Here is a 21,808-nt window from a genome sequence, read left to right as displayed (position 1 = left end):
AGATGATGTTTTTTTTAATAATATCGATTGGTTCTTTTTGGTTGATGTTTAAATAATAGAATTGTACCGATAATAACAAAGCAAAAGCCAGCTACACATACAATTAAACCAGTGATGTGTGCAATGCTAAATGAAATTGAGATGGCGGCAAGACCAACGATTAATAATATAATGCCGAACCATTTCATACGACTCCCTCCTCTTAGACAGGTTTGAACTGCTTATCCTGATGTTGTCATAATGATAATCATAAGGTAAAAGCTTAAAATTGTCAAACCTGAATGCACGGCTGTTGCTATCACTTTAAGCAGTGCTTATAATATAAGAGAACGTAGTCATAGAGGAGGGATATTGTGAAAGTAACAGATGAAGCACAAGCTTTTTTAGCACCAATATTAGCAGCTTACGAAGCGTTAGACACCATCTGTGTGTTTGACTCTTCGTGTGATTGTGGGAGTGAACACGGTGACGCAACCCATCATCACCTTTCATTGTCATTAGAAGCGCCTTTGCCAGATGATATTGTGATGCCAATTAATGGGTATTTAAATGTCGCCTGGAACAAAGAACTTAATGAAAAAGTAGCTAATATTGTTATTGATTACAACGACGCAGGTTTGTTTGTGCGCCAATAAATTTGCTTGAGGAGGAGAAGAAAATGAAGAATATCATTGTCTATCGAACAATTCAAACGCATTTATTATAAGAATTGAAAAAGAGTTTTAACGTGAAATACTTACCAGATTATTTAACCACGCAAAAAGCAGAATTTGAAGAGGCTCTTCCAACTGTAAATGGTCTTTTAGGTGCAGGGATTGTAATGGGTGCAGAGGAATTACAAAAAATGCCTCAATTAGAAGTAGTAAGTAATATAACAGCTGGTTTTGATACGCTTGATTGGAATGCCTTTGATAAAGCAGAGGTGAGTATTACTAACGCGCCAGATGCACTAACTCAAACTGTGGCAGATTTAGCGATGGGCTTATTACTTGCAGCGGCACGTAGGATAACAACTGTTGATCGTGCTATAAGGGCTAATGAATGGGTAAAAGGCCCCCTCGATACAGCAACAGGCCTTTACGGAACAGATGTTTATCAGAAAACAATCGGTATTATTGGATTGGGGCGCATCGGCACAGCGGTGGCACAACGCGCTCATGCTGGGTTTGGAATGGATGTTATTTATCATACTAGATCTCGTCATGAAAATGCTGAAGTCGCATATGATGCCAAACATTACCCTGATTTAGATGGTTTTTTAGAGGCAGCTGACTTTGTTGTCATGCTTGCGCCATACAGTGAAGAAACACATCATTTAATGAATGAAAAAACTTTTTCGAAAATGAAAGATAGTGCTTTTTTCATTAATGTTGGTCGAGGTAAAACAGTGGATGAAACAGCGCTGTATGAGGCTTTAAAAACAGGTGTAATTGCCGGTGCGGGTCTTGACGTATTTGAGAAAGAACCGATCAATCAAAATCATCCGCTATTAACGTTGGATAATGTGGTCGTAACAGCTCATATGGGCTCAGCTACATTGGCAACGAGAAATCGAATGGAACGTGATGCAGTGGCTAACTTAACCGCAGTATTGAACGGTGAAGAACCTCAAAACCGAGTGTTGTAAACTTACATATTTTCACAGAAAATAACTGAGTAAATAATCATCAACAAATTTTCCATCAATATAAAATTCATCTTTGAGATGTCCTTCAATCACAAATTGATGTTTTTGATAAAAAGCTAATGCGCGTGCATTTGATCCTAAAGCACGTAGTGTTAGCTTTCTATAATTATGTTCACGTGCATAGTCTTTTACACGGTTCATTAAAGCGGAACCAGCACCAGCATTTTGAGCTGTCTGAGAAACGGCGATACTTAAACTCAGTGTTTTATTACTTGTGGGTAAGGGTGTCGCGTTTTCATATTGTAAAACACCTAGAACATGATTGTTTTCGTCGACAGCGACAAAATTTGATCCAATAGGGTAACGACTCATATATTCAGAAGTATTATTATAGTGAACAATCCCCGGGGTGTTTTCGACAGTCCACACACTATTTTCAATTGCAACTAATTGTGGATAATCTTCTTTTTGTATTTTTCGAATCGTTAAATTTTTCACTATAATCAGCTCCTTTAAGTTATATAAAATTATATCAGATTTAACAAAAAAAGGGCTTTTAGAAGAGAGTTTGGAAAATTATATAAAAGAAGGAACCCATATACATCAAGGGTAAAAGCTATTTTAAAAAAGAAAAAGATTTATTTTGTTAAAAAGGGTTTACAAATGTGTTTATTCTTTATATAATAGATTTTGTGTTAAGGAACAAATGACACATCAAAAAATCTTAGGCCCGTTGGTCAAGCGGTTAAGACACCGCCCTTTCACGGCGGTATCACGGGTTCGAATCCCGTACGGGTCATTGCTTATATATTAGTTATATTTAGCAGCAGGGGGATTAGCTCAGCTGGGAGAGCATCTGCCTTACAAGCAGAGGGTCGGCGGTTCGAGCCCGTCATCCCCCATTGTTTTTTTAAAACAACTTTAATTTTATATGGAGGAGTAGCGAAGTGGCTAAACGCGACGGACTGTAAATCCGTTCCTTAGGGTTCAGTGGTTCGAATCCACTCTCCTCCACTCTTATAATGGGGTGTAGCCAAGCGGTAAGGCAATGGATTTTGATTCCATCATGCGTAGGTTCGATCCCTGCCACCCCAGCCATTATAATAAGAGCCGTTAGCTCAGTTGGTAGAGCATCTGACTTTTAATCAGAGGGTCGCTGGTTCGAGCCCAGCACGGCTCATATAGTATCTCGGCAGTAGCCGAGGTATTTTTTTGTCTTTTTTTATCACATAGAAATTAGGATGAAAAAATAATAGGGATACACAGTCAACGATTAGTGCTAAAACTTGTAATCGTCTTTTTTTATAAAAAAAGCATTGATGAGTTATCACCAATGCTTTAATCAATAATAGAAGGTTACATGTTCAATAAATAGTCCGATAAGGAAAGTTCACCATTACGAATCGTTAAAATTTTACGGTAGGTATTCTCCTTGAACAGAATTGCTGTAAGGAATGACGCAACGTCAGCACGAGTAATTGCATTATTGCCCTCGTTTGTAAAAGTCGCAAACTTGTTCGTAGCACCGTCATCTGTTAATGTGCCGGGTCTTACTATGGTGTAGGCTAAATCACTTGCAAGAACAGCTTGATCAGCAATACCTTTTGCTTCCATGTAGTAAGCGAGCGCTTCAGGCACTTTATCACTTTCACCGGAGTGGATAGTGCTGACAAGTATAAAGCGTTGTATGCCTTTTTCTTGGGCAATGGTGGCGGCTTTAATAGCGGCTTCTTGATCGATTTTTTTTGTTAATTCAGGACCGCCTTTGCCACCACTACCTGCTGTGAAAATAACCGCATCCATATTGTTGTAGGCAAAACTAAAATCTTCGAGTAAATCACCAATGATAATTTCAGCACCTAATGCTTCTAAGTGACCTCGCTGTTTTTCATCACGAATCATTGCGAAGGGCGTATGTTTTGTTTTTTTTGCAATGTTAGCAACTAATTGTTGCCCAATTTGACCATTTGCTCCAATAACTAAGACATTCATTTTTATACCTACTTTCTATGTGTAATACTTCTATTGTAAGCTCTTTTTAAGATACATCCAAAAATTGTGCTTATTACAATAGATAAAAGTGGAAAAGTATCTTAGAATTAAAGGCTTTTGGTTTCACCCGAAAGATATTAAAGAGTATGATATAATAGAGAAGAGTTTTTTAATAAGAAACTGTTTAACTAATTAGCTATTGGAGGAAGGCTTATGTTGCTATCACATTTACCGGGAATTGCGGGTATAATTGATATACTTGTCGTCTGGTTTGTGATTTACAAAATCATCTTACTTGTGCGTGGCACTAAAGCTGTGCAATTACTTAAAGGGATTTTAATTATTGTTATCGTTAAACTTTTGAGTAGTTTTTTCGAGTTAAAAACAATTGAATGGTTAGTAGATCAAGCACTTACTTGGGGATTTTTAGCGTTTATTATTATTTTCCAACCCGAACTGCGACGTGCATTAGAACAAATTGGTCGTGGAAATATTTTTGGACGTAAGAGAAACCAAGCTGAGAAAGAACGTATGAATTTGATTGAATCAATTGAAAAAGCTGTTTCGTATATGGCTAAGCGTCGTATTGGTGCATTGATTTCAATTGAGAGAACGACGGGGTTAGATGATTATATTGAAACGGGAATTCCTTTAGATGCTGATATTTCCGAACAATTACTCATCAATATTTTCATACCCAACACGCCTTTACATGATGGTGCCGTTATTATTAAGGATAATAAGATTGCAGCAGCAGCAGGTTATTTACCCTTATCAGAAAGTCCGTTGATTTCTAAATCGCTAGGAACACGTCACCGTGCTGCGATGGGGATTTCTGAAGTAACGGATTCATTGACAGTCATCGTATCAGAAGAAACGGGTGGCATCTCAACAACAATGAATGGAAAAATGCAACAAGAGTTAAGTTTAAGCGATTTACGAGCGTATCTTGAAAAAACGTTCGAAAAACAAGAGAGCAAACAAACCCTATGGATATTCCCAAAAAGGGGGCGTAAAAAATGATTGACCGCATACTATCGAGTCGTTGGGCATTAAGAGTGTTAGCATTGGTTTTAACGCTTGTACTCTACAGTGTGACAACAGATTCTACAGCAAGTAAAACACAAGAGAGTGGCCTGTCTTTGTTAGGCAATGATACAGAAGTCATTACTGGTGTTCAAGTTAAGGTATTAAATGATTCAGATGGTATCGTTATTTCTGGTGTGCCTTCAGAGGTAACAATGGAAGTTAAAGGTTCACGCAATGTAATTAAAGCGATGGAACAGCAAGGTGATTTTTCGGTTGTTGCTGATTTACAGAATGTATCTGTAGGTACACAGATAGTCAAACTGGAACCGACTAATTTACCAGAGGGTATCGAAGCGACTGTTACGCCTGCTGAAATTACTGTAACGATTCAAGAAAAAATCACCAAGGAATTTAATGTCGAACCTGAAATATCACCACAGCTTATTGCTACGGGCTATAAATCTGGAACGCCTACTTCAGATGTCGATAAAATCAAGGTGACTGGACCACGAGATACAATTTTAAATATTACAGCTGTAAAGGCTAAGGTTACATCTGAGCAACCGTTAAATGAGACAACAACGATTAAAACGAATTTAACAGTGCTTGATAATAACTATAATAAAATCACGAATGTTCAATTAAGTAAAAAGTCTGTTGAAATTACAGTACCGATTTCAAAATCAGGTAAAAGCATCCCGATTTCATTAATTCAAAAGGGAGAGCCAAAAAACAATCTGACTATTTCTAGTTTGACTTCTAATGTTTCACAAGTCACTTTAGAAGGTGATGAAAAAGAGCTCGATAAAATAAAATCGCTCGAAGTACCAGTTGATGTCAGTGATGTGAGTGATGTGAGTGGTAATATCATAAAAAAAGTTAACATACAGGTGCCTGATGGCATAAAGTTAGTTTCAGCACCAACAATTAATGTAACAATTCGTACAGGGGAAAAAGTAAACAATGTGAGAGAAGAAACAAATGAACAGAATGAAGAAGTAATTGAAAGTAGCGAAAAAAAAGCAACAGACACAAACACAGAGGCTGAAAATAACACAACTGATGAAGCAACAACGTCTGATAGTGAAACTGAAAATAAAGAAACTAATACATCCTCAGAAACAACGGAATAATAAGTTGTAACGTGGATTAATTTAAAGGAGCGAAATAAAAAATGGGTAAATATTTTGGAACAGATGGCGTACGAGGTGTAGCTAACCAAGAATTAACACCGGAGCTAGTTTTTAAATTAGGTCGTTTTGGAGGTTATGTATTAACGCAGCACTCAGATACAAAACATCCGCGCGTACTTGTAGGTCGTGATACAAGAATATCAGGTGTGTTGTTAGAACAGGCACTAATTGCCGGTCTTATTTCAGTTGGTTGTGAAGTAATGCGTCTTGGTGTTATCTCGACACCTGGTGTAGCTTATCTAACGCGCGTACAAGATGCTGCTGCAAGTATTATGATTTCTGCATCACATAATCCGGTACAGGATAATGGGATTAAATTTTTTGGACCTGATGGTTTCAAATTGAGTGATGAAGCTGAACTTGAAATTGAAGCGTTGCTTGATCAAACGGAGGATACTCTACCACGCCCGAGTGACGATGGTTTAGGATCAGTTGAAGACTTTTATGAAGGCTCAGCAAAATATCTACAATACCTACGTTCTTGTGCAAGTGAAGAGTTTACAGGTGTTAAGGTAGCTATCGATATGGCTAACGGTGCAACGAGTCAACTTGCTAACCGATTGTTTGCTGACTTAGATGCTGATATCTTCACAATGGCTTCTACACCAGATGGGTTAAACATTAATGATGGTGTTGGCTCGACACATCCAGAAGCTTTGGCACGTTTTGTCGTTGATAATGAAGCGGATGTTGGTGTAGCGTTTGATGGTGATGGTGACCGTATTATTGCAGTTGATGAAAAAGGTAATATTGTTGATGGTGACCAATTAATGTTTATCATTGGTAATTACTTATCTGAAAAAGGTTTGTTGAAAAACAACACAGTTGTCTCAACTGTCATGAGCAACCTTGGTTTCCATCGTGGCTTAGAAGAAGCTGGTATTAACGATGTAATGACTCAAGTCGGTGACCGTTACGTTGTTGCTGAAATGCGTAAGAATAATTTCAATTTTGGTGGCGAACAATCAGGTCATATCGTTTTATTAGATCATAATACAACAGGTGATGGTATGCTTGTAGCGGTCAAATTGGTAGATATTTTAAAACAATCGGGCAAAAAGATGTCAGAACTTGCTGAACAAATGGATAAATACCCGCAAAAGCTTGTAAACGTGCGTGTAACCGATAAACATCATGTCACTGATAACCAAACTGTTGCAGCTGTTATTGCTGAGGTAGAAGCTTTGATGGGCGATAAAGGCCGTGTCCTTGTTAGACCTTCAGGAACAGAACCGTTAGTACGTGTTATGGTTGAAGCGGCAAGTGAAGAAGATTGTGAAAATTACTGCGATAAAATTGTAGCAGTTGTACAAACAGAAATGGGTTTATAGGATTATAAAATATAATGGGTTTCTTGCTGACAGTTTTGGCAGGAAGCCCTTTTTTTATGCATACGATGATGAGCTATCGAAAGCAACTGATGAAAGCGATGTGAACAAAAGTAAAAACTGTTAGAGAGAATTTGTTCAAACGATGTGATGAAAGCGTTTTATATGTTAAAATGAGAGAGTAGAAAGTTAATAAGGAGGTATGATAATGCTAACTGAGAAGCAAAAAATGTTAGCGGGCAAGCTGCACAATTCAATGGATGCAGAACTTGTCTTTGAACGAACACAAGCACGAACGAAAACACGATTATATAACGCTACATCGGAGATAGACATCCAAGAACGAAAAGCATTGTTAAAACAATTATTAGGAACATCAGATACAAATACTTATATTGAACCTAATATTCGTTGTGATTACGGGTATAATATCCATGTTGGTGCTGATTTTTATGCCAATTTTGATTGTGTTTTTTTAGATGTGTGTGTCATTCGTATCGGTGATAACTGCATGTTGGCGCCGGGGGTTCATCTCTACACAGCAACACACCCATTAGATGCACAGACAAGAATATCAGGTGCTGAATTTGGCAAAGAAATTAATATTGGCAACAATGTTTGGATTGGTGGCGGCGCTATTATTAATCCAGGTGTTACAATTGGAGATAATGCAGTCATTGCTTCAGGTTCTGTTGTAACCAAGGACGTTGTAGCTAATACACTTGTGGGTGGAAATCCTGCTAAAAAGTTAAAAGACATAGTATAATGAAGATGGCATATTACTTAAAATGAAGGGAAGTTTTAAAAATGAGTGAAAAATTCAAACGTATACATGTAGTTGTAATGGATTCAGTCGGTATTGGAGAAGCACCAGATGCAGCTGAATTTGGTGATTTTGATGTTGATACACTTGGGCATATAGCTCGTGAAAAAGGCGGCTTAACTGTTCCTAACTTAGCAGATTTAGGTCTTTCGAATATTAAAGAAATACAAAGCGTTCCTAAAGCAGAAACAGCACTTGGTTATTATACAAAAATGCAAGAAACATCAGCAGGTAAAGATACAATGACAGGTCATTGGGAGATCATGGGGTTATTTATTGATACGCCTTTCCGTGTCTTTGAAAATGGTTTTCCTGATGAATTAATTGAAAAAATCGAAGCTTTCTCAGGTCGAAAAGTTATTGGTAATAAACCAGCCAGTGGGACAGAAATTCTAGAAGAACTTGGTGAAGAGCAATTGAAAACAGGTGCATTAATTGTTTATACATCAGCTGATTCAGTGTTGCAAATTGCTGCCCATGAAGAGGTTATTCCATTAGACGAATTGTACCGCATTTGTGAGTACTGTCGTGAAATCACACGTGAAGACCCGTATATGCTTGGACGTATTATTGCGCGTCCTTATCTAGGGACAAATGCAGCAGATTTTGCACGTACGCCAAATCGTCACGATTATGCGCTCAAACCATTTGATAAAACAGTTATGGATCATGTTAAAGATGGTGGTTTAGATGTTGTCGCTATTGGGAAAATTTCAGATATTTTTGATGGCGAAGGTGTAACGAAAGCAGTCCGCACACAATCAAACATGGATGGAATGGATAAGTTTGTTGAAGTGTTGAAATCTGATTTCCATGGTATGAGTTTCTTAAACTTAGTTGATTTTGATGCGGTATATGGCCACCGTCGTAATCCTATTGGTTATGGTGATGCATTGGAAGAATTTGATGCTCGTTTACCTGAGGTATTCGCCAACATGAAAGAGGATGATCTTTTGATTATCACTGCCGATCATGGGAATGATCCGACATACAAAGGCACAGACCATACACGTGAATATGTACCGTTATTGGTTTATGGGAAAAACTTAACAGGAAACGGTGAATTAGCATTAAGAGAAACATTTGCTGATTTGGGAGCGACAGTTTCTGATAATTTTGGTGTTAAAATGCCAGCATACGGAAAAAGCTTTTTAGGTGATTTAAACTAGTATTTCCATTAGTCATCGGAATTGAGCTATACCAATTGATAAAAAGACATAATTCTTACATAGAATTATGTCTTTTTTGTTTATTTTATAATGAATAAAATTGACTTTGATAAGCGTATTGGTGTAAAATTTACTTTGTTACATAAAACGTTTAAGACTGTACCAATTTATTGAAAGCTTAATTGCTAGCGCCAGTACTTATAGTTAAATAAGTAGACGAGGAGAAAGTTATCGAGGAATCGGCGGATACTTTCCGGCCTGTTGGGGTCGATATGCGAGGTTAAAACAAGCAGGTGACTGTTTGCACAAGAACCGAGTAAACAACGGTCTTTCTTGAAGCGTTTAATACACTTTAGGAGGAATTATAAGATGTGTGGAATTGTTGGTTATATTGGAAAGTTAAATGCAAAAAATATTTTGTTGGATGGTTTAGAAAAATTGGAATATCGTGGTTATGATTCAGCGGGGATTGCCCTTGTAGCTGATGATCAAACAGTTATTACGACTAAGACTAAGGGACGTATCGCTGATTTACGTCAAGCCGTAGCTAATGACGCTACTGGTACTTGTGGAATTGGACATACACGTTGGGCGACACATGGTGTGCCAAATGAAGAAAATGCGCATCCACATCAATCACAATCAGGTCGTTTTACGATTGTTCATAACGGTGTTATTGATAATTACCGTCAGTTAGAAGAACAGTATTTAAACGGGGTTACATTACAAAGCGATACAGATACAGAGATTGTTGTGCAATTAATGGATAAATTTGCTGAAAAAGGTTTATCAACAGAACAAATTTTCCGTAATGTGTTAGATGTTTTGGATGGTTCATTTGCGTTTGGTTTAATTGATAGTGAACGTCCAGGAGAACTTTTTTTCGCTAAAAATAAAAGTCCATTGCTAATCGGTGTAGCTGCTGAATGCAATATGCTCGCAAGTGATGCTATGGCTGTTATCAAAGAAACCGATCAATTTGTTGAAATTAATGATGGTGAATATGGTATTTTAACAGCAGAGAGATACCAACTTTTTAGTGGAACAACAAATGAAGCCATTGAACGTGCACCGTTTACAGCTTCAATTGATGCAGACGATGTTGAAAAAGGTATGTATCCGCATTATATGATGAAAGAAATCGATGAGCAACCAGGTGTTATTCGCCGTATTGTTCAAAAATATCAAGATGAAACAGGTGCGTTTACGATTGCAGAAGATTTACAAGCTGCTGTTATCAACGCTGACCGTTTATACATCGTAGCATGTGGAACAAGTTATCACGCAGGTTTAATTGGTCGTAAATTGATTGAAGAAAAAGCGGGCATTCCTGTAGAAGTGGTTGTGGCAAGTGAGTTTGGGTATGATATGCCTTTATTATCTGAAAAACCAGCATTTTTATTCATCTCGCAAAGTGGTGAAACAGCAGATAGCCGTCAAGTCCTTGTTAAAGTAAAAGCATTAGGACATCCCGCAATTACTTTAACAAATGTACCTGGCTCGACGTTATCACGTGAAGCAGACTATACATTGTTATTACATGCTGGACCTGAAATTGCTGTTGCATCAACTAAAGCATACACAGCTCAGGTAGCTGTATTAAGCATTCTGGCTGAAACTCTAGGCAAAGCTCAAGATATTGTTCAAGTGCATGATATGGCTCATGAATTAGGTATTGTAGCTAATGCTATGCAAACAATCATTGATGAGAAAGAGCAAATCCAACAAATGGTGTTAGATTATGTTGCAACAACACGTAACGCGTTTTTCTTAGGACGTGGCGTTGATTACTTTGTCTCTTTAGAAGCGGCATTGAAATTAAAAGAAATTTCTTATATTCAAGCAGAAGGCTTTTCAAGTGGTGAACTAAAACATGGTACAATCGCCTTGATTGAAGATGATACACCAGTGATTGCTTTGGTGACGCAACCTCATACACAATTACAAATTCGTAGTAACTGTTCGGAAGTACAATCTCGTGGCGCTAAAGTAGCGATTGTTGTGACGGAAGAATTGGCTCAAACTGGCGATACGTTTGTTATCCCAAACACTGCACTTGAATTAACACCACTTGTATCTGTTGTCTTTACGCAATTATTTGCTTATTACGCAGCGCTTTCACGCGGCTGTGATGTTGATAAACCACGTAACCTTGCAAAATCAGTGACAGTAGAATAGAGTTATTTTTAAAAAACCTTTTGGATGTGTTATTATCTAAAAGGTTTTTTTTTGACGACAATTTTATTTTAGCTTATTTTTAGGTAGTTTAATCTTGAAGAGAAGCTATTTTATAAGCTTTTTGGTAGTGTTGTAAGTGGTTAACCAAAATATAATTGCTAAAAAACTAATAGTAAAACCGAAGATACAAATGCCTTTCCAACCGTAGTTTGTTTATATATTTATTGAAATCGTGTATCAACCGATAACGTTGTTAATTTAACATTATCATTAATTAAATGAATGTAATAAAAAATTTTAAAATCGTCAAAATACTATAGTCATTTATCTCATTATGTATCTTTTGAATGAAGTTCTTATTTTTGCGTTCAATCCCTACTTGTTTTACACTTAGCATTGTAGAAATTAAAAGCTTTAATCACGATAAATTGATAGGAGTGAAGCGGAATGAAAGCAATGCAAATTAGTCAATACGGCAAAGATGAAAAAGTTATTTTAACAGAGGTAAAAACACCTGCTGTTGGCGCTCATGATATTTTAATTGAAGTCTATGCGGCTAGCGTGAACCCTGTTGATTACAAATTACGTGACGGTGCATTAAAAGCTGTGCGTCCTAAAAAATTGCCCTTAACATTAGGCAATGATTTTGCTGGTATTATTACGAAGATTGGTGTAGAGGTGACACGTTTTAAAGAGGGTGATGCAGTTTATGGGGCAGCGAGTGCCGACCGTTGGGGCAGTTTTGCAGAGTATTTTGTCGTTGGAGAACAATACGCGGCTTTGAAACCAAGTAATCTCAGCTTTACAGAAGCCGCTTCATTACCACTGACAGCATTAACGGCTTATCAAGCTTTAACTGAATGGTTGGATGTTCAACCCAGTCAAAAAATCTTTATTCCAGGGGGTGCTGGTGGTGTGGGTGTTGTTGCGATTCCAATCGCAAAACACTTAGGTGCTTATGTGGCGACAACAGGTAGTCCACGAGGGCGCGAATTGATAAACTCATTACATCCTGACCTTTTTATCGATTATCAAACAACTGATTTTAGCAAACAATTAACTAATTATGATGGTGTATTTGATACACGAGGTGGCGATGATCTTATCAAGGCTTTTTCAATTCTCAAGCCAAAAGGAAAAATCGTTTCAATTGCAGGCATACCTGATAAAGCTTTTGCTAAAAGAGAAGAGTTGCCACAAGCGATTCAGTTAGCGCTTGCAATTAATGCACGCAAAGTGCACTCATTAGCGAAGAAACATGAGGTGAGCTATCACTATTTTATGAAACGTGCCGACGGTATTCAATTGGAAAAAATTACTCATTTGATAGAAAAAGGTGTCATCAAACCTATTATAGATAAAATTTTCACTTTTGAAGAGACACAGGCTGCGTTGGATTATGTTGAGGCTGGTAAGACGAAAGGAAAAGTCGTTATTACAGTAAAGGGGCATCTTTCGGGAAGTTAGCATTTTGAAATGTAGTTAGTCCCCTCACTATAAATAACGACAATTTTGTTCTATACTGGAGTTATGCGAAATGATGTAAGAAAGAGGGATGAACAATGAAGTATTCGAAAGCGACAAACTATGCATTACATGCCATGCTCTCCTTAGCAAATAAAACAGAGAAAACAAGTATTGGGGTGCAAAGCTTAGCGACTGAATTAAGTGTATCAACGACGTACTTATCAAAAATATTAGCAAAGTTAGTAAAAGAAGGATTAGTTCTTTCAAGTTCTGGCGCACAGGGTGGTTATAGTTTAGCTGCAAATAAAAATGATGTCTCTTTTCTCGATGTGATTCAAGCAATTGAAGGGAAAGCATCATTATTTGAATGTGATCCACAGCATGGTGAACATTGTTTGGTACATCAAGTGATGCTTGAAGCAGAGACTGAAATGGAACGGCAGCTTAAACAAAAACGAATTATCGATGTTGCCCATCAAATAAAATAATTTCTGGTTCTAAAGGTGTGACTAAGAAAAGCGACAATGGTTGACGCGTGCGCTTTTTTCTTTTATGCTAATCATGGATAATAAGAGTCTTTAATATCCACGATAAGAAAGCGAGAGTGAATAGAATGGAGAAATTTGAAGTTGCAATTATTGGTGGTGGCGCGGCTGGCTTAAGTGCAGCGCTCTATTTGGGTATATCATTAAAAAAAGTCGTCGTGTTTGATAATAGTACCAATCGTAACCGTGTGACACAAAAATCACATGGCTTTTTAACACGTGATGGTATTACGCCAAGCGAGTTGCGTGATAAGGCACGTCAAGATGTTGACGCCTACGAGAATGTGAGGGTGGTTTCTGAAACAGTTATAGAGCTGAAACAGACCATGGCTCATCAGTTTTTGATTGAAACCACTGCAGGTGGACGTTGTTTAGCAGAACGTGTGGTATTGGCAACTGGTATTCAAGAACGTTTTTCGATGAAATTACCGATCAAACAATATTATGGGCGTTCTTTATTCAGTTGCCCCTACTGTGATGCTTACCCTTTGCGAGATAAAGCACTTGTTGTGATTGCAGAGAATGAAGGCACTATTCGTCATCTTGGACAGTTAGTGAGTAATTGGACAAATGATTTAATTATCGCTACTAATGGACAGCCTGTATCAAATGAAACTAACGATTTGTTTGAAAGGCATGGTATAGAAATTGAGACCACGCCAATTGCTAGTTTAATAGGCAAAGAGGGGATGTTAGAAGCGATAACTTTTACAACAGGACGTAGCATTGAGCGCCAAGGTGGTTTTGTTGTGCCTGACTATGAACGTTCGGTTACTTTTGCTGAAGAACTTGGGTGTGATTTTGATAATAACCAACAAATTATTACAGATGATCAAGGACGAACAACAATCCCTCATCTTTATGTTGCTGGTGAATACAGAACATTAAAGTCCAGTTCATTGATGCTTGCAGCAGCAGATGGTAATCTAGTGGCTACGGCAGTTAATATGGATTCAATCAGTGCTAAATATCAAAAAAGTCTATAAATAAAGAGTTAAGATGTATCTTTTAATGTTTTAAAAACGCATCTTCAGGTAGTAAAATTTTGGAAGGAATCGGTGAGGATAATGATACAAGTGTTGAGGCACATCCGAATGGAATCAACTCATTTTCCAATCGTTCTATCGCTTTTGTTTCACTCACCACAGCCTTTATTAAATAGTTATATTCACCACTAATACGATGACATTCACTGATTTCTGGGCAGGTTTCACAAAATGCCAAAAAGTTATCGCAACTGTATGTGCGGAACATAATAAATGCCACGAGTGGTTTGCCAATTTTTTCATGGTTGATGACAGCTTGGTAAGAATCAATGATTGCTTGTTCTTCTAAACGTTTAATACGCTCGGTTACAGCGGGTTGTGATAAATTAACGCGTTTCCCAATGGCTGTCATTGAAAGACGAGCGTCTGTTTGTAAGTGTTTTAGTATTTCTTTATCAATAGTATCCATAGTGGACGTTTCACTCCTTAGGTTTAAAATACCGTAAGTATAGCATGATACACCATTAAATTACTGTTTTAGAGATTAAAGGTTTTTTGATAGAAATACTTTGTATTTAACGGTTTATTATTTAAAACTCCGTTAAAAAGCGATTCTTAACTAGCTTTTTCCCTCGTATAATGGATAGACGATGTTGATTTTCGAATCGTCAATCATTGATATAAAAGAAGAGGGGTTTTATTATGGGAGAAAAGCAACAACGTTTACCTTGGGCGCCATTATTGGCTTTGGCATTATCAGGTTTTATTTGTATTTTAACAGAGACATTACCGGCGGGCTTATTATTACCTATGAGCGATAGTCTAGCTATATCGGAAGGAAGAGTAGGTCAACTTATCACAGTCTTTGCGATAGGATCAGTTCTTACAGCAATGCCATTAACAGCATTAACACAAACTTGGTCTCGTAAACCACTATTATTAGCTTGTATCGCTGGTTTTTTACTTTTCAATAGCATTACAGCTATCGCTACAAATTATACCGTGTTATTAATCGCACGCTTTTTAGTGGGTGTTGTAGCGGGTGTTTTGTGGGGGATTGTTGCCATTTATGCACGACGTTTAGTCCCTTATGAATTAAAGGGACGCGCGATGGCTGTGGCGATGTTGGGAACGCCACTAGCTTTAGCATTAGGCGTCCCAATAGGTACCTTTTTTGGTAATCTAGTAGGCTGGCGATTTATCTTTGCTGCTATATCAGTTATAGCAGCTGGTTTATTGATATGGATTAGTCTTAACATGCCTAATTTTGAGGGACAACCCGTCGGACAACGTACGACGTTAAAACAAGTTTTATTATTGCCGGGCGTGCGGAGTGTTCTATTTGTTACCTTTACTTGGATGCTTGCGCATAATATCCTTTACAGCTATATTGGGCCTTATCTCACTTTAGGTGGACTGGAAGCGCGTGTAGATGTGATGCTCTTTATTTTTGGTGTTACTACAATCGTAGGCTTGTTTTTAGTGGGGGTATTAATCGATCGACATTTACGAATATTGGTGTTGAGTTCATTAACTATCTTTGCTTTGGGCGCACTTTTATTTGGGTTGTATACGACAACACCTATACTAATTGGTATTTCAATGGGATTATGGGGATTAACTTTTGGTGTCGCACCGACATTACTACAAACAGCGATTGCTGATGTTGGTCAAGCATCGGCTAATGTGGCACAGTCCATGCTAGTCACAGCATGGAATTCAGGAATTGGTATTGCTGGGATTATTGGTGCGTTGTTGTTAAATGACTATGGCGCTGCTTCTTTTGCATGGGTAATGTTGGTACTTATATTAGGGGCATTGGTTGTTTCTGGCGCAGCCTCTAAAGCCGGTTTTTCTAAGTGAAAATAGGGGCATCTTATTAAGATTAAAACAGCATAATAATTGTTTGGAAGTGTTCACTCCTTGAACAGATAGGTAGTAGAATAAAACAGCAAGAAGGATTAAAATAGAAGTCAAAGGTGTCGTTAGTCTTGTATAAGGCAGGCACCTTTGATTTTGCTTTTAGAAAAGTTATACTGTAATTATGTGAGGGGGGGGACGCTTATCATTCAGTTGAAAGCCTATACACCTAGTTATCAGAAACACATTGAAGCTTATCAACTATTAGAAGAACATCAGCGGTTTACTGAATTGCCGACCGTTTGTGTGCAAAAGGCAAAGGACGATAGTCAACGTTTTTCTGTCTTAACAATCAGTGATGAACAGCTTGTTACTTTTTTTAGTTTGTCAGTTGGAGACGCAGTCCAAATTTATACAGAAAATTCGAATGCTATTCTTTTGCGTTCTTTTTCTACCGATTCAAATTATCAGGGAAGAGGGTACGCCAAACAGTCATTGATGGCATTGCCATTCTACCTTGAAAAGCACTTTCCGAACATTACTGAAATTATATTACTGGTTAATTGTCTGAACCATCCAGCAATCAAATTATATCAAGCGTGCGGTTTTAAAGATACAACGCAACGTATTAGGGGTATAAAAGGTGAGCAAATGGTTTATAGTCGTAAGATGGTACATAAAATTGAAGGAGGCAGCTAAACATGACAGAAAAATTCAAAGCACTTATCGTTGATAAGCAAGCAGATTCTTTTAAAGTAGGTATTGAGGAAATTACTTTTGCAGACCTACCAGTAGAAGATGTGCTTGTTAAGGTGGCCTATTCAAGCATTAATTATAAAGATGCCTTAGCCACGATTCCGAATGGTAATATTGTGAAAGAGTATCCGTTTATTCCAGGTGTAGATATTGCTGGAACAGTCGTCTCATCAAAAAATGCCGCGTTTAAAGCAGGAGATGAAGTCATCGCATTGGGTTATGGAATTGGTGTTTCTCATTTCGGTGGTTACAGTGAATATGCAGCTTTACCTGCTGAATGGGTGATACCGTTACCGAAAGGATTAACCATGAAAGAAGCGATGATTTATGGCACAGCTGGGTTTACGGCTGCACTATCGATTGATCGTTTAGAAGCTAATGGTTTGAAACCAGAACAAGGAGAAGTACTGGTTACAGGTGCAACAGGCGGCGTTGGAAGTATGGCAGTCGCTTTACTAGCCGATAAAGGTTACAATGTCGTCGCTAGTTCGGGTAAAGCACAACAAACAGCGTTTCTTCAAAAAATTGGAGCAAGCTCAGTCGTTTCGCGTGAAGCGGTTTATGATGGGAAGATAAAAGCCTTAGGCACACAAAAATGGGTGGGCGCAGTTGATACAGTTGGTGGAGAAGTATTAGCCTCGCTTTTAAGTCAAATCAAGTATGGTGGCAGTGTAGCAGCAAGTGGATTAACAGCAGGAACTGCCGTGCCAACGATGGTTTTCCCCTTCATTTTACGGGGGATTAATCTATTGGGAATTGATTCAGTTGAATTTCCAAGCACAGACCGACGCGCTTTGTGGCAACGTTTAGCGACTGATTTAAAACCACAAAATTTGGAACAGTTGATTGATGAAGAAATTACATTAGAAGATTTACCAACAGTATTGCCAACCTTATTAAAAGGGCAAGCAGTTGGACGGTACCTTGTGAAACTGTGAACATTTTAGGACAAATTGAAAGAGCGGTTGTAAAACGAAGTGATAACGACTAATATCAATGGTGTAACACTCTTCATACTTATCTACAAATAAGCTTTAAAAAGGAGAGAACCATGAGAAAATTGTTAATGACGTCATTCGTTTATTGTTTATTAGGCCTGGCTTCAGGTGTGTATTATCGTGAGTTCACGAAGTACAATGATTTTACTGGGGATACGCAGTTAAGCGTTATCCATACACATTTACTAATGTTGGGAATGTTTATGTTTTTGATTGTTTTAGTATTGGAAAAAAACTTTCAAATTATGAGCAGCAAGAATTTTAAGTTGTTTTATTATCTTTATAATGCTGGTTTGATTGTGACAGTCACTTTGTTTGTGATTAAAGGCAGTATTACGGTTTTAGGTGGAACAACAGGGAGTGCTTTAGCTGGTATGGCAGGTTTAGGGCATATCTTGCTAACAGTGGGGCTCATGTATTTATTTATTATTTTATTTGAGAAAATTAAAAAGTAATACTGAGTCATCTAGCCACGAATAAATTGGAAACAAGCATGTTGACGTTTTTGTCAGCGTGCTTTTTTATTTGTGGGTATTTATTAATTTTAATATAATTAGGATGTTGGATATCATATAATTGCAACGAGTCAATGTCTCACAACAAAAAAAGGAGTTGAATTTAGTGAAAGAAAGATTACAAGCGGCACTGGACTTACGTTATAAAAATAATGAAAAATCGAATGAAATGCTTGTGGAATTAGTGAAAAAATTTCCAACTGATTCAGTGATTAATTATCAATGTGCTTGGAGTTTTGACCTTCTAAGTAATGAGGTAGCAGCGATTCCTTTGTATGAAAAAGCAATCATGTTAGGTTTGAAGGCGGATGTATTAGAAGATGCGTTAATTGGTTTAGGAAGTTCTTATCGTTCGATCGGGAAATATGATAAAGCGTTGCTGACTTTTGAAACAGCAATCGAAAAATTTCCAACTAATTTAGTTTTTCAGACATTTAAGAGCATGACTCTTTATAATTTAAATGACAGCAAACAAGCTGTTGAGGAGCTACTGAAAATATTAGTGAAATCAACCAATGATGAACATATAAAAAAATACAGTAAAGCATTACTTAACTATGCTGCTGATTTAAATAAGATTGGATAAGTAGCTTGTGATAAAGCGGCACTATAAAAAAACGATTGAGAGAAACACAAGGTTGTGTTCTTACAATCGTTTTTTTTATTTTATGCTTTATGGATGAAGTAATAACTTACCAGTGCTTTGACGACTTTCTAAAAAGCGATGTGCATCAGCTCCATTTTCTAATGCAAAGACTGTGGGTTCAGGTGTTTTAATATGTCCTTCTAGTAACCAATTGAAAAGACGGTTGGCTCTTTCTTGACGTGCCGTTGGGGTTGTTAACACGTTCCACAAATCACCACCGGTTAATGTTTTGGATGTATCCATTAACATACGAGGGTCAATTGGTTCTGGATCACCACCTGCCATGCCATAAAAAACAACAGTTCCAGCAATACGAGTTGCCTCAAAACTAGACATTAAAGTAGCTCCGACAGATTCATAGACAACAGAAACCCCTTTATTCGCAGTGAAATCAAGTGTTTGAGCTACCCACTCATCCTTATAGAGGAAAACAGCGTCTGCACCGATGTTTGAAACTATCGCTGCTTTTTCTAGGGAAGAAGTTAAGCCAATAACAGTAGCGCCTTTCATTTTAGCAATTTGAACTAAATTCTGTCCAACACCGCCTGCTGCGGCATGAACTAACACAGTATCATTATTCTTTATACTATAGCTATCTTCTGTTAAATATTGAGCAGTTAATCCTTGTAGTAGCATGCTTGCAGCTGTATCAAATGAAATGCCTTCAGGTAAGGGAATTGCTTTAGAAATAGGGACAGCAACGTATTCTGCATTTGCATAAGGCACATCAGCAAAGCCGATACGATCTCCAATCGTAATGTGCGAGACATCTTTTCCTATAGCAGCCACGATTCCTGATCCTTCATACCCTAGAATAAAAGGGGGTTGTCCAGCTAAATGATAGTTTCCTTTGCGTCGATACACATCTGCATAGTTTACGCCGATACTTTTCATTTCTAATAAAATTTCATCAGATTTAAGCAACGGTTGGGGTAAATTAGTGCGGTATTCTAAGACGTCAGCAGAACCAAATTTTTCAAAAATTAATGCATTCATAATAAAGCTCCAATCTACTCGTTTTTGTCAGTTTAACGGAATTTTATAAAATAGACAAATTTACTTGCTTTTTTATCACTTGAGTAGTAAAGTGATAGATATAGAAAGTACATAGGAGGAATGAAAATGAACGGATTAATTGGGATTCATCATGTAACAGCTATTACAAGCAGTGCCGAAAAAAACTACGATTTTTTTACAAATGTATTAGGAATGCGTTTGGTTAAAAAAACAGTGAATCAAGATGATATCCAAACCTATCATTTGTTTTTTGCAGATGATAAAGGAAATGCGGGGACAGATATGACGTTCTTTGATTTCCCAGGTATTCCAAAAGGTGAACATGGTACAAACGAAATTTCAAAAACGTCTTTTCGTGTTCCAACAAATGCCTCATTAGAATATTGGTTAGAGCGTTTTGAGAGATTGAATGTTACACACAAATCAATCATCGAACGTTTTGGTGTACGTACGTTATCATTTATTGATTTTGACGACCAACACTATCAGTTGATTTCTGATGAACATAATACGGGTGTTGCTGCAGGCACGCCATGGCAAGCTGGTCCGATTCCATTGGAGCATGCAATTACAGGCTTAGGTCCGATTTTTATTCGCACAGCCCATTTTGATTATATGAAAGAAGTATTAGAAAAAGTATTTAACTTCAAAGAAAAAGCAGTATCTGATTTTGATCACCTTTTTGAAGTGGGTGAAGGAGGAAATGGTGCTCAAGTAATTATTGAGGACAATCCATTGTTACCACAAGCACGCCAAGGTTATGGTAGTGTGCATCATGTGGCATTCCGTGTGGAGAATCGTGAAGTTTTAGAAGAGTGGATCAATCATATTCAATCATATGGTTTAAACACATCAGGCTATGTTAATCGACATTTCTTCGAATCGTTGTACTCACAAGTCGCACCACAAATATTATTTGAATTAGCTACAGATGGTCCTGGCTTTATGGGGGATGAACCTTATGAGACACTCGGTGAAAAATTATCATTACCTCCATTCCTCGAACCAAAACGAACAACAATCGAAAAAAGTGTTCGTCCGATTAATACAGTTCGTAGCACAATTAACTACACAAAAGAGTAGTTAATATTCAGTGTTAATTAAACGGATGAGTTGCAATATTAGCCTAGGGAGAGTAAAGTTAGACGAGAGAAATAAATTATGTCAAGGAGCGCAATCAATGGAAAAAAACACATTAGGATCATTAATTTGGTTACGCATAATCCGCTTTACAAATATTAGTAATCAACTCTCTAATGAATTTTTAAAAGAATTCGGGCTAACAACTGCACAATTTGATGTACTTGTACAAATACAAGTATATAAATCAATTACACAGATGGAACTGGCAGAGAAAGCAACTGTAACTCAGGGTGGTATTTCAAGGATGTTAACGCGATTGGAAAAAGAAGGTTATATTAATCGTACACAGGATTGGAAAACAAAATACATCACTCTAACAGAAAGTGGCGAAGAAATCGTTAATAAGGCAATGCCGCATCAATTGAAATTTCAAACTTCATTTTTTGAAGACGCATTGACAGAATCAGAGCAAAAAACATTGTATCAGTTAATGACAAAAGTTCATAAGAACAGTTTAAAAAAACAATAAACATAGGAAGGGCAGCTCTTTATTTGAAGCGAGCCCTTCTTTTCAGAAAATCAATTGACTAGTCAAT

At 37.4% G+C, this 21,808-nt stretch carries 23 protein-coding genes and 5 tRNA genes; 23 read left to right on the top strand and 5 right to left on the bottom strand.

Translation table 11 applies throughout. From position 1 onward, the window contains the following. Window positions 1-14: 14 nt before the first annotated feature. On the bottom strand, window positions 15-188 hold the full coding sequence (locus V6S17_RS10335) for a hypothetical protein (protein WP_154657734.1): 174 nt from the start codon (window positions 186-188) through the stop codon (window positions 15-17). 165 nt (window positions 189-353) lie between these two features. On the opposite strand from V6S17_RS10335, the gene V6S17_RS10330 reads away from it, so the two are divergent. Both V6S17_RS10330 and V6S17_RS10325 read left to right on the top strand, forming a co-directional pair. After that, complete coding sequence (locus tag V6S17_RS10330; RefSeq protein ID WP_029091386.1) at window positions 354-635, top strand: hypothetical protein; 282 nt, start codon at window positions 354-356, stop codon at window positions 633-635. Between the two features lie 92 nt (window positions 636-727). Then, the gene (locus tag V6S17_RS10325; RefSeq protein ID WP_157679097.1) at window positions 728-1,627 is read left to right on the top strand and encodes an NAD(P)-dependent oxidoreductase; all 900 of its coding nucleotides are present in this window, start codon (window positions 728-730) and stop codon (window positions 1,625-1,627) included. A 12-nt stretch (window positions 1,628-1,639) separates the two neighbouring features. On the opposite strand, the gene V6S17_RS10320 is transcribed toward V6S17_RS10325, so the two are convergent. Next, entirely contained in the window at window positions 1,640-2,125 is a 486-nt protein-coding gene (locus V6S17_RS10320) for a GNAT family N-acetyltransferase (RefSeq protein WP_036027207.1), read from the bottom strand. 229 nt (window positions 2,126-2,354) lie between these two features. Here V6S17_RS10320 and V6S17_RS10315 point away from each other — a divergent pair. The 5 genes from V6S17_RS10315 to V6S17_RS10295 all read left to right on the top strand — a co-directional run bounded on the left by V6S17_RS10315 (window position 2,355) and on the right by V6S17_RS10295 (window position 2,807). After that, window positions 2,355-2,426, top strand: a tRNA-Glu gene (locus tag V6S17_RS10315). Between the two features lie 30 nt (window positions 2,427-2,456). Beyond that, window positions 2,457-2,529: transfer RNA gene (locus V6S17_RS10310), tRNA-Val, on the top strand. Window positions 2,530-2,560: 31 nt separating this feature from the next. Next, window positions 2,561-2,641 (top strand) — tRNA-Tyr (locus V6S17_RS10305). 9 nt (window positions 2,642-2,650) lie between these two features. After that, a tRNA-Gln gene (locus tag V6S17_RS10300) sits at window positions 2,651-2,725 on the top strand. Between the two features lie 9 nt (window positions 2,726-2,734). Beyond that, window positions 2,735-2,807 (top strand) — tRNA-Lys (locus V6S17_RS10295). A 176-nt stretch (window positions 2,808-2,983) separates the two neighbouring features. On the opposite strand, the gene V6S17_RS10290 is transcribed toward V6S17_RS10295, so the two are convergent. Further along, on the bottom strand, window positions 2,984-3,619 hold the full coding sequence (locus V6S17_RS10290; RefSeq protein ID WP_029091388.1) for an SDR family oxidoreductase: 636 nt from the start codon (window positions 3,617-3,619) through the stop codon (window positions 2,984-2,986). A gap of 213 nt (window positions 3,620-3,832) precedes the next feature. Between V6S17_RS10290 and cdaA the strand changes: the two genes are divergently transcribed. The 9 genes from cdaA to V6S17_RS10245 all read left to right on the top strand — a co-directional run bounded on the left by cdaA (window position 3,833) and on the right by V6S17_RS10245 (window position 14,337). Next, window positions 3,833-4,642 carry a diadenylate cyclase CdaA gene (gene cdaA, locus V6S17_RS10285; protein ID WP_051457393.1) on the top strand — a complete coding sequence of 270 codons (810 nt, stop codon included), beginning with the start codon at window positions 3,833-3,835 and terminating at the stop codon, window positions 4,640-4,642. Continuing rightward, window positions 4,639-5,781 carry a CdaR family protein gene (locus V6S17_RS10280; RefSeq protein WP_036027208.1) on the top strand — a complete coding sequence of 381 codons (1,143 nt, stop codon included), beginning with the start codon at window positions 4,639-4,641 and terminating at the stop codon, window positions 5,779-5,781. Before cdaA ends, V6S17_RS10280 begins: the two co-directional genes overlap by 4 nt. A 41-nt stretch (window positions 5,782-5,822) precedes the next feature. Beyond that, window positions 5,823-7,172: a phosphoglucosamine mutase gene (gene glmM / locus V6S17_RS10275; protein WP_029091390.1), complete on the top strand. Its 1,350-nt coding sequence runs from the start codon at window positions 5,823-5,825 to the stop codon at window positions 7,170-7,172. Between the two features lie 205 nt (window positions 7,173-7,377). After that, window positions 7,378-7,935, top strand: a complete 558-nt coding sequence (locus tag V6S17_RS10270) for a sugar O-acetyltransferase (protein WP_029091391.1) — start codon at window positions 7,378-7,380, stop codon at window positions 7,933-7,935. A 41-nt stretch (window positions 7,936-7,976) separates the two neighbouring features. Next, window positions 7,977-9,161: a phosphopentomutase gene (gene deoB, locus V6S17_RS10265; RefSeq protein ID WP_029091392.1), complete on the top strand. Its 1,185-nt coding sequence runs from the start codon at window positions 7,977-7,979 to the stop codon at window positions 9,159-9,161. A 369-nt stretch (window positions 9,162-9,530) separates the two neighbouring features. Further along, a complete protein-coding gene (gene glmS, locus V6S17_RS10260; protein WP_029091393.1) occupies window positions 9,531-11,339 on the top strand; it encodes a glutamine--fructose-6-phosphate transaminase (isomerizing) in 1,809 nt (602 codons plus the stop codon). A 447-nt stretch (window positions 11,340-11,786) separates the two neighbouring features. After that, window positions 11,787-12,806 (top strand): NADP-dependent oxidoreductase, encoded by a 1,020-nt coding sequence (locus tag V6S17_RS10255; RefSeq protein WP_029091394.1) that lies wholly within the window; start codon window positions 11,787-11,789, stop codon window positions 12,804-12,806. Window positions 12,807-12,901: 95 nt separating this feature from the next. Next, entirely contained in the window at window positions 12,902-13,294 is a 393-nt protein-coding gene (locus V6S17_RS10250; RefSeq protein WP_029091395.1) for an RrF2 family transcriptional regulator, read from the top strand. A gap of 125 nt (window positions 13,295-13,419) precedes the next feature. Then, on the top strand, window positions 13,420-14,337 hold the full coding sequence (locus tag V6S17_RS10245; RefSeq protein WP_029091396.1) for an NAD(P)/FAD-dependent oxidoreductase: 918 nt from the start codon (window positions 13,420-13,422) through the stop codon (window positions 14,335-14,337). Window positions 14,338-14,359: 22 nt separating this feature from the next. Here V6S17_RS10245 and V6S17_RS10240 read toward each other — a convergent pair whose 3' ends face one another. Continuing rightward, entirely contained in the window at window positions 14,360-14,806 is a 447-nt protein-coding gene (locus V6S17_RS10240; RefSeq protein WP_029091397.1) for an Lrp/AsnC family transcriptional regulator, read from the bottom strand. A gap of 233 nt (window positions 14,807-15,039) precedes the next feature. Here V6S17_RS10240 and V6S17_RS10235 point away from each other — a divergent pair, with 233 nt between their 5' ends. The 5 genes from V6S17_RS10235 to V6S17_RS10215 all read left to right on the top strand — a co-directional run bounded on the left by V6S17_RS10235 (window position 15,040) and on the right by V6S17_RS10215 (window position 19,052). After that, window positions 15,040-16,200, top strand: a complete 1,161-nt coding sequence (locus tag V6S17_RS10235; RefSeq protein ID WP_211250352.1) for an MFS transporter — start codon at window positions 15,040-15,042, stop codon at window positions 16,198-16,200. Window positions 16,201-16,410: 210 nt separating this feature from the next. Beyond that, window positions 16,411-16,896, top strand: coding sequence for a GNAT family N-acetyltransferase (locus tag V6S17_RS10230; protein WP_051535966.1), 486 nt, complete (start codon window positions 16,411-16,413; stop codon window positions 16,894-16,896). A gap of 2 nt (window positions 16,897-16,898) precedes the next feature. Continuing rightward, on the top strand, window positions 16,899-17,891 hold the full coding sequence (locus V6S17_RS10225; protein WP_029091399.1) for an acryloyl-CoA reductase: 993 nt from the start codon (window positions 16,899-16,901) through the stop codon (window positions 17,889-17,891). 113 nt (window positions 17,892-18,004) lie between these two features. After that, on the top strand, window positions 18,005-18,406 hold the full coding sequence (locus V6S17_RS10220; RefSeq protein WP_029091400.1) for a DUF2871 domain-containing protein: 402 nt from the start codon (window positions 18,005-18,007) through the stop codon (window positions 18,404-18,406). A gap of 166 nt (window positions 18,407-18,572) precedes the next feature. Continuing rightward, complete coding sequence (locus tag V6S17_RS10215) at window positions 18,573-19,052, top strand: tetratricopeptide repeat protein (protein ID WP_029091401.1); 480 nt, start codon at window positions 18,573-18,575, stop codon at window positions 19,050-19,052. Window positions 19,053-19,139: 87 nt separating this feature from the next. Here the strand turns inward: V6S17_RS10215 and V6S17_RS10210 are convergent, their stop codons facing one another. Beyond that, on the bottom strand, window positions 19,140-20,108 hold the full coding sequence (locus tag V6S17_RS10210) for a quinone oxidoreductase family protein (protein WP_029091402.1): 969 nt from the start codon (window positions 20,106-20,108) through the stop codon (window positions 19,140-19,142). 126 nt (window positions 20,109-20,234) lie between these two features. Between V6S17_RS10210 and V6S17_RS10205 the strand changes: the two genes are divergently transcribed. Both V6S17_RS10205 and V6S17_RS10200 read left to right on the top strand, forming a co-directional pair. Further along, window positions 20,235-21,212, top strand: a complete 978-nt coding sequence (locus V6S17_RS10205) for a ring-cleaving dioxygenase (RefSeq protein ID WP_029091403.1) — start codon at window positions 20,235-20,237, stop codon at window positions 21,210-21,212. A gap of 97 nt (window positions 21,213-21,309) precedes the next feature. Next, window positions 21,310-21,741 carry a MarR family winged helix-turn-helix transcriptional regulator gene (locus V6S17_RS10200; protein WP_029091404.1) on the top strand — a complete coding sequence of 144 codons (432 nt, stop codon included), beginning with the start codon at window positions 21,310-21,312 and terminating at the stop codon, window positions 21,739-21,741. Window positions 21,742-21,808 lie beyond the last annotated feature (67 nt).

The sequence above is a fragment of the Brochothrix thermosphacta DSM 20171 = FSL F6-1036 genome, assembly GCF_036884295.1.
GTDB lineage: Bacteria > Bacillota > Bacilli > Lactobacillales > Listeriaceae > Brochothrix > Brochothrix thermosphacta.
This window is presented reverse-complemented; position numbering and strand designations above follow the sequence as displayed.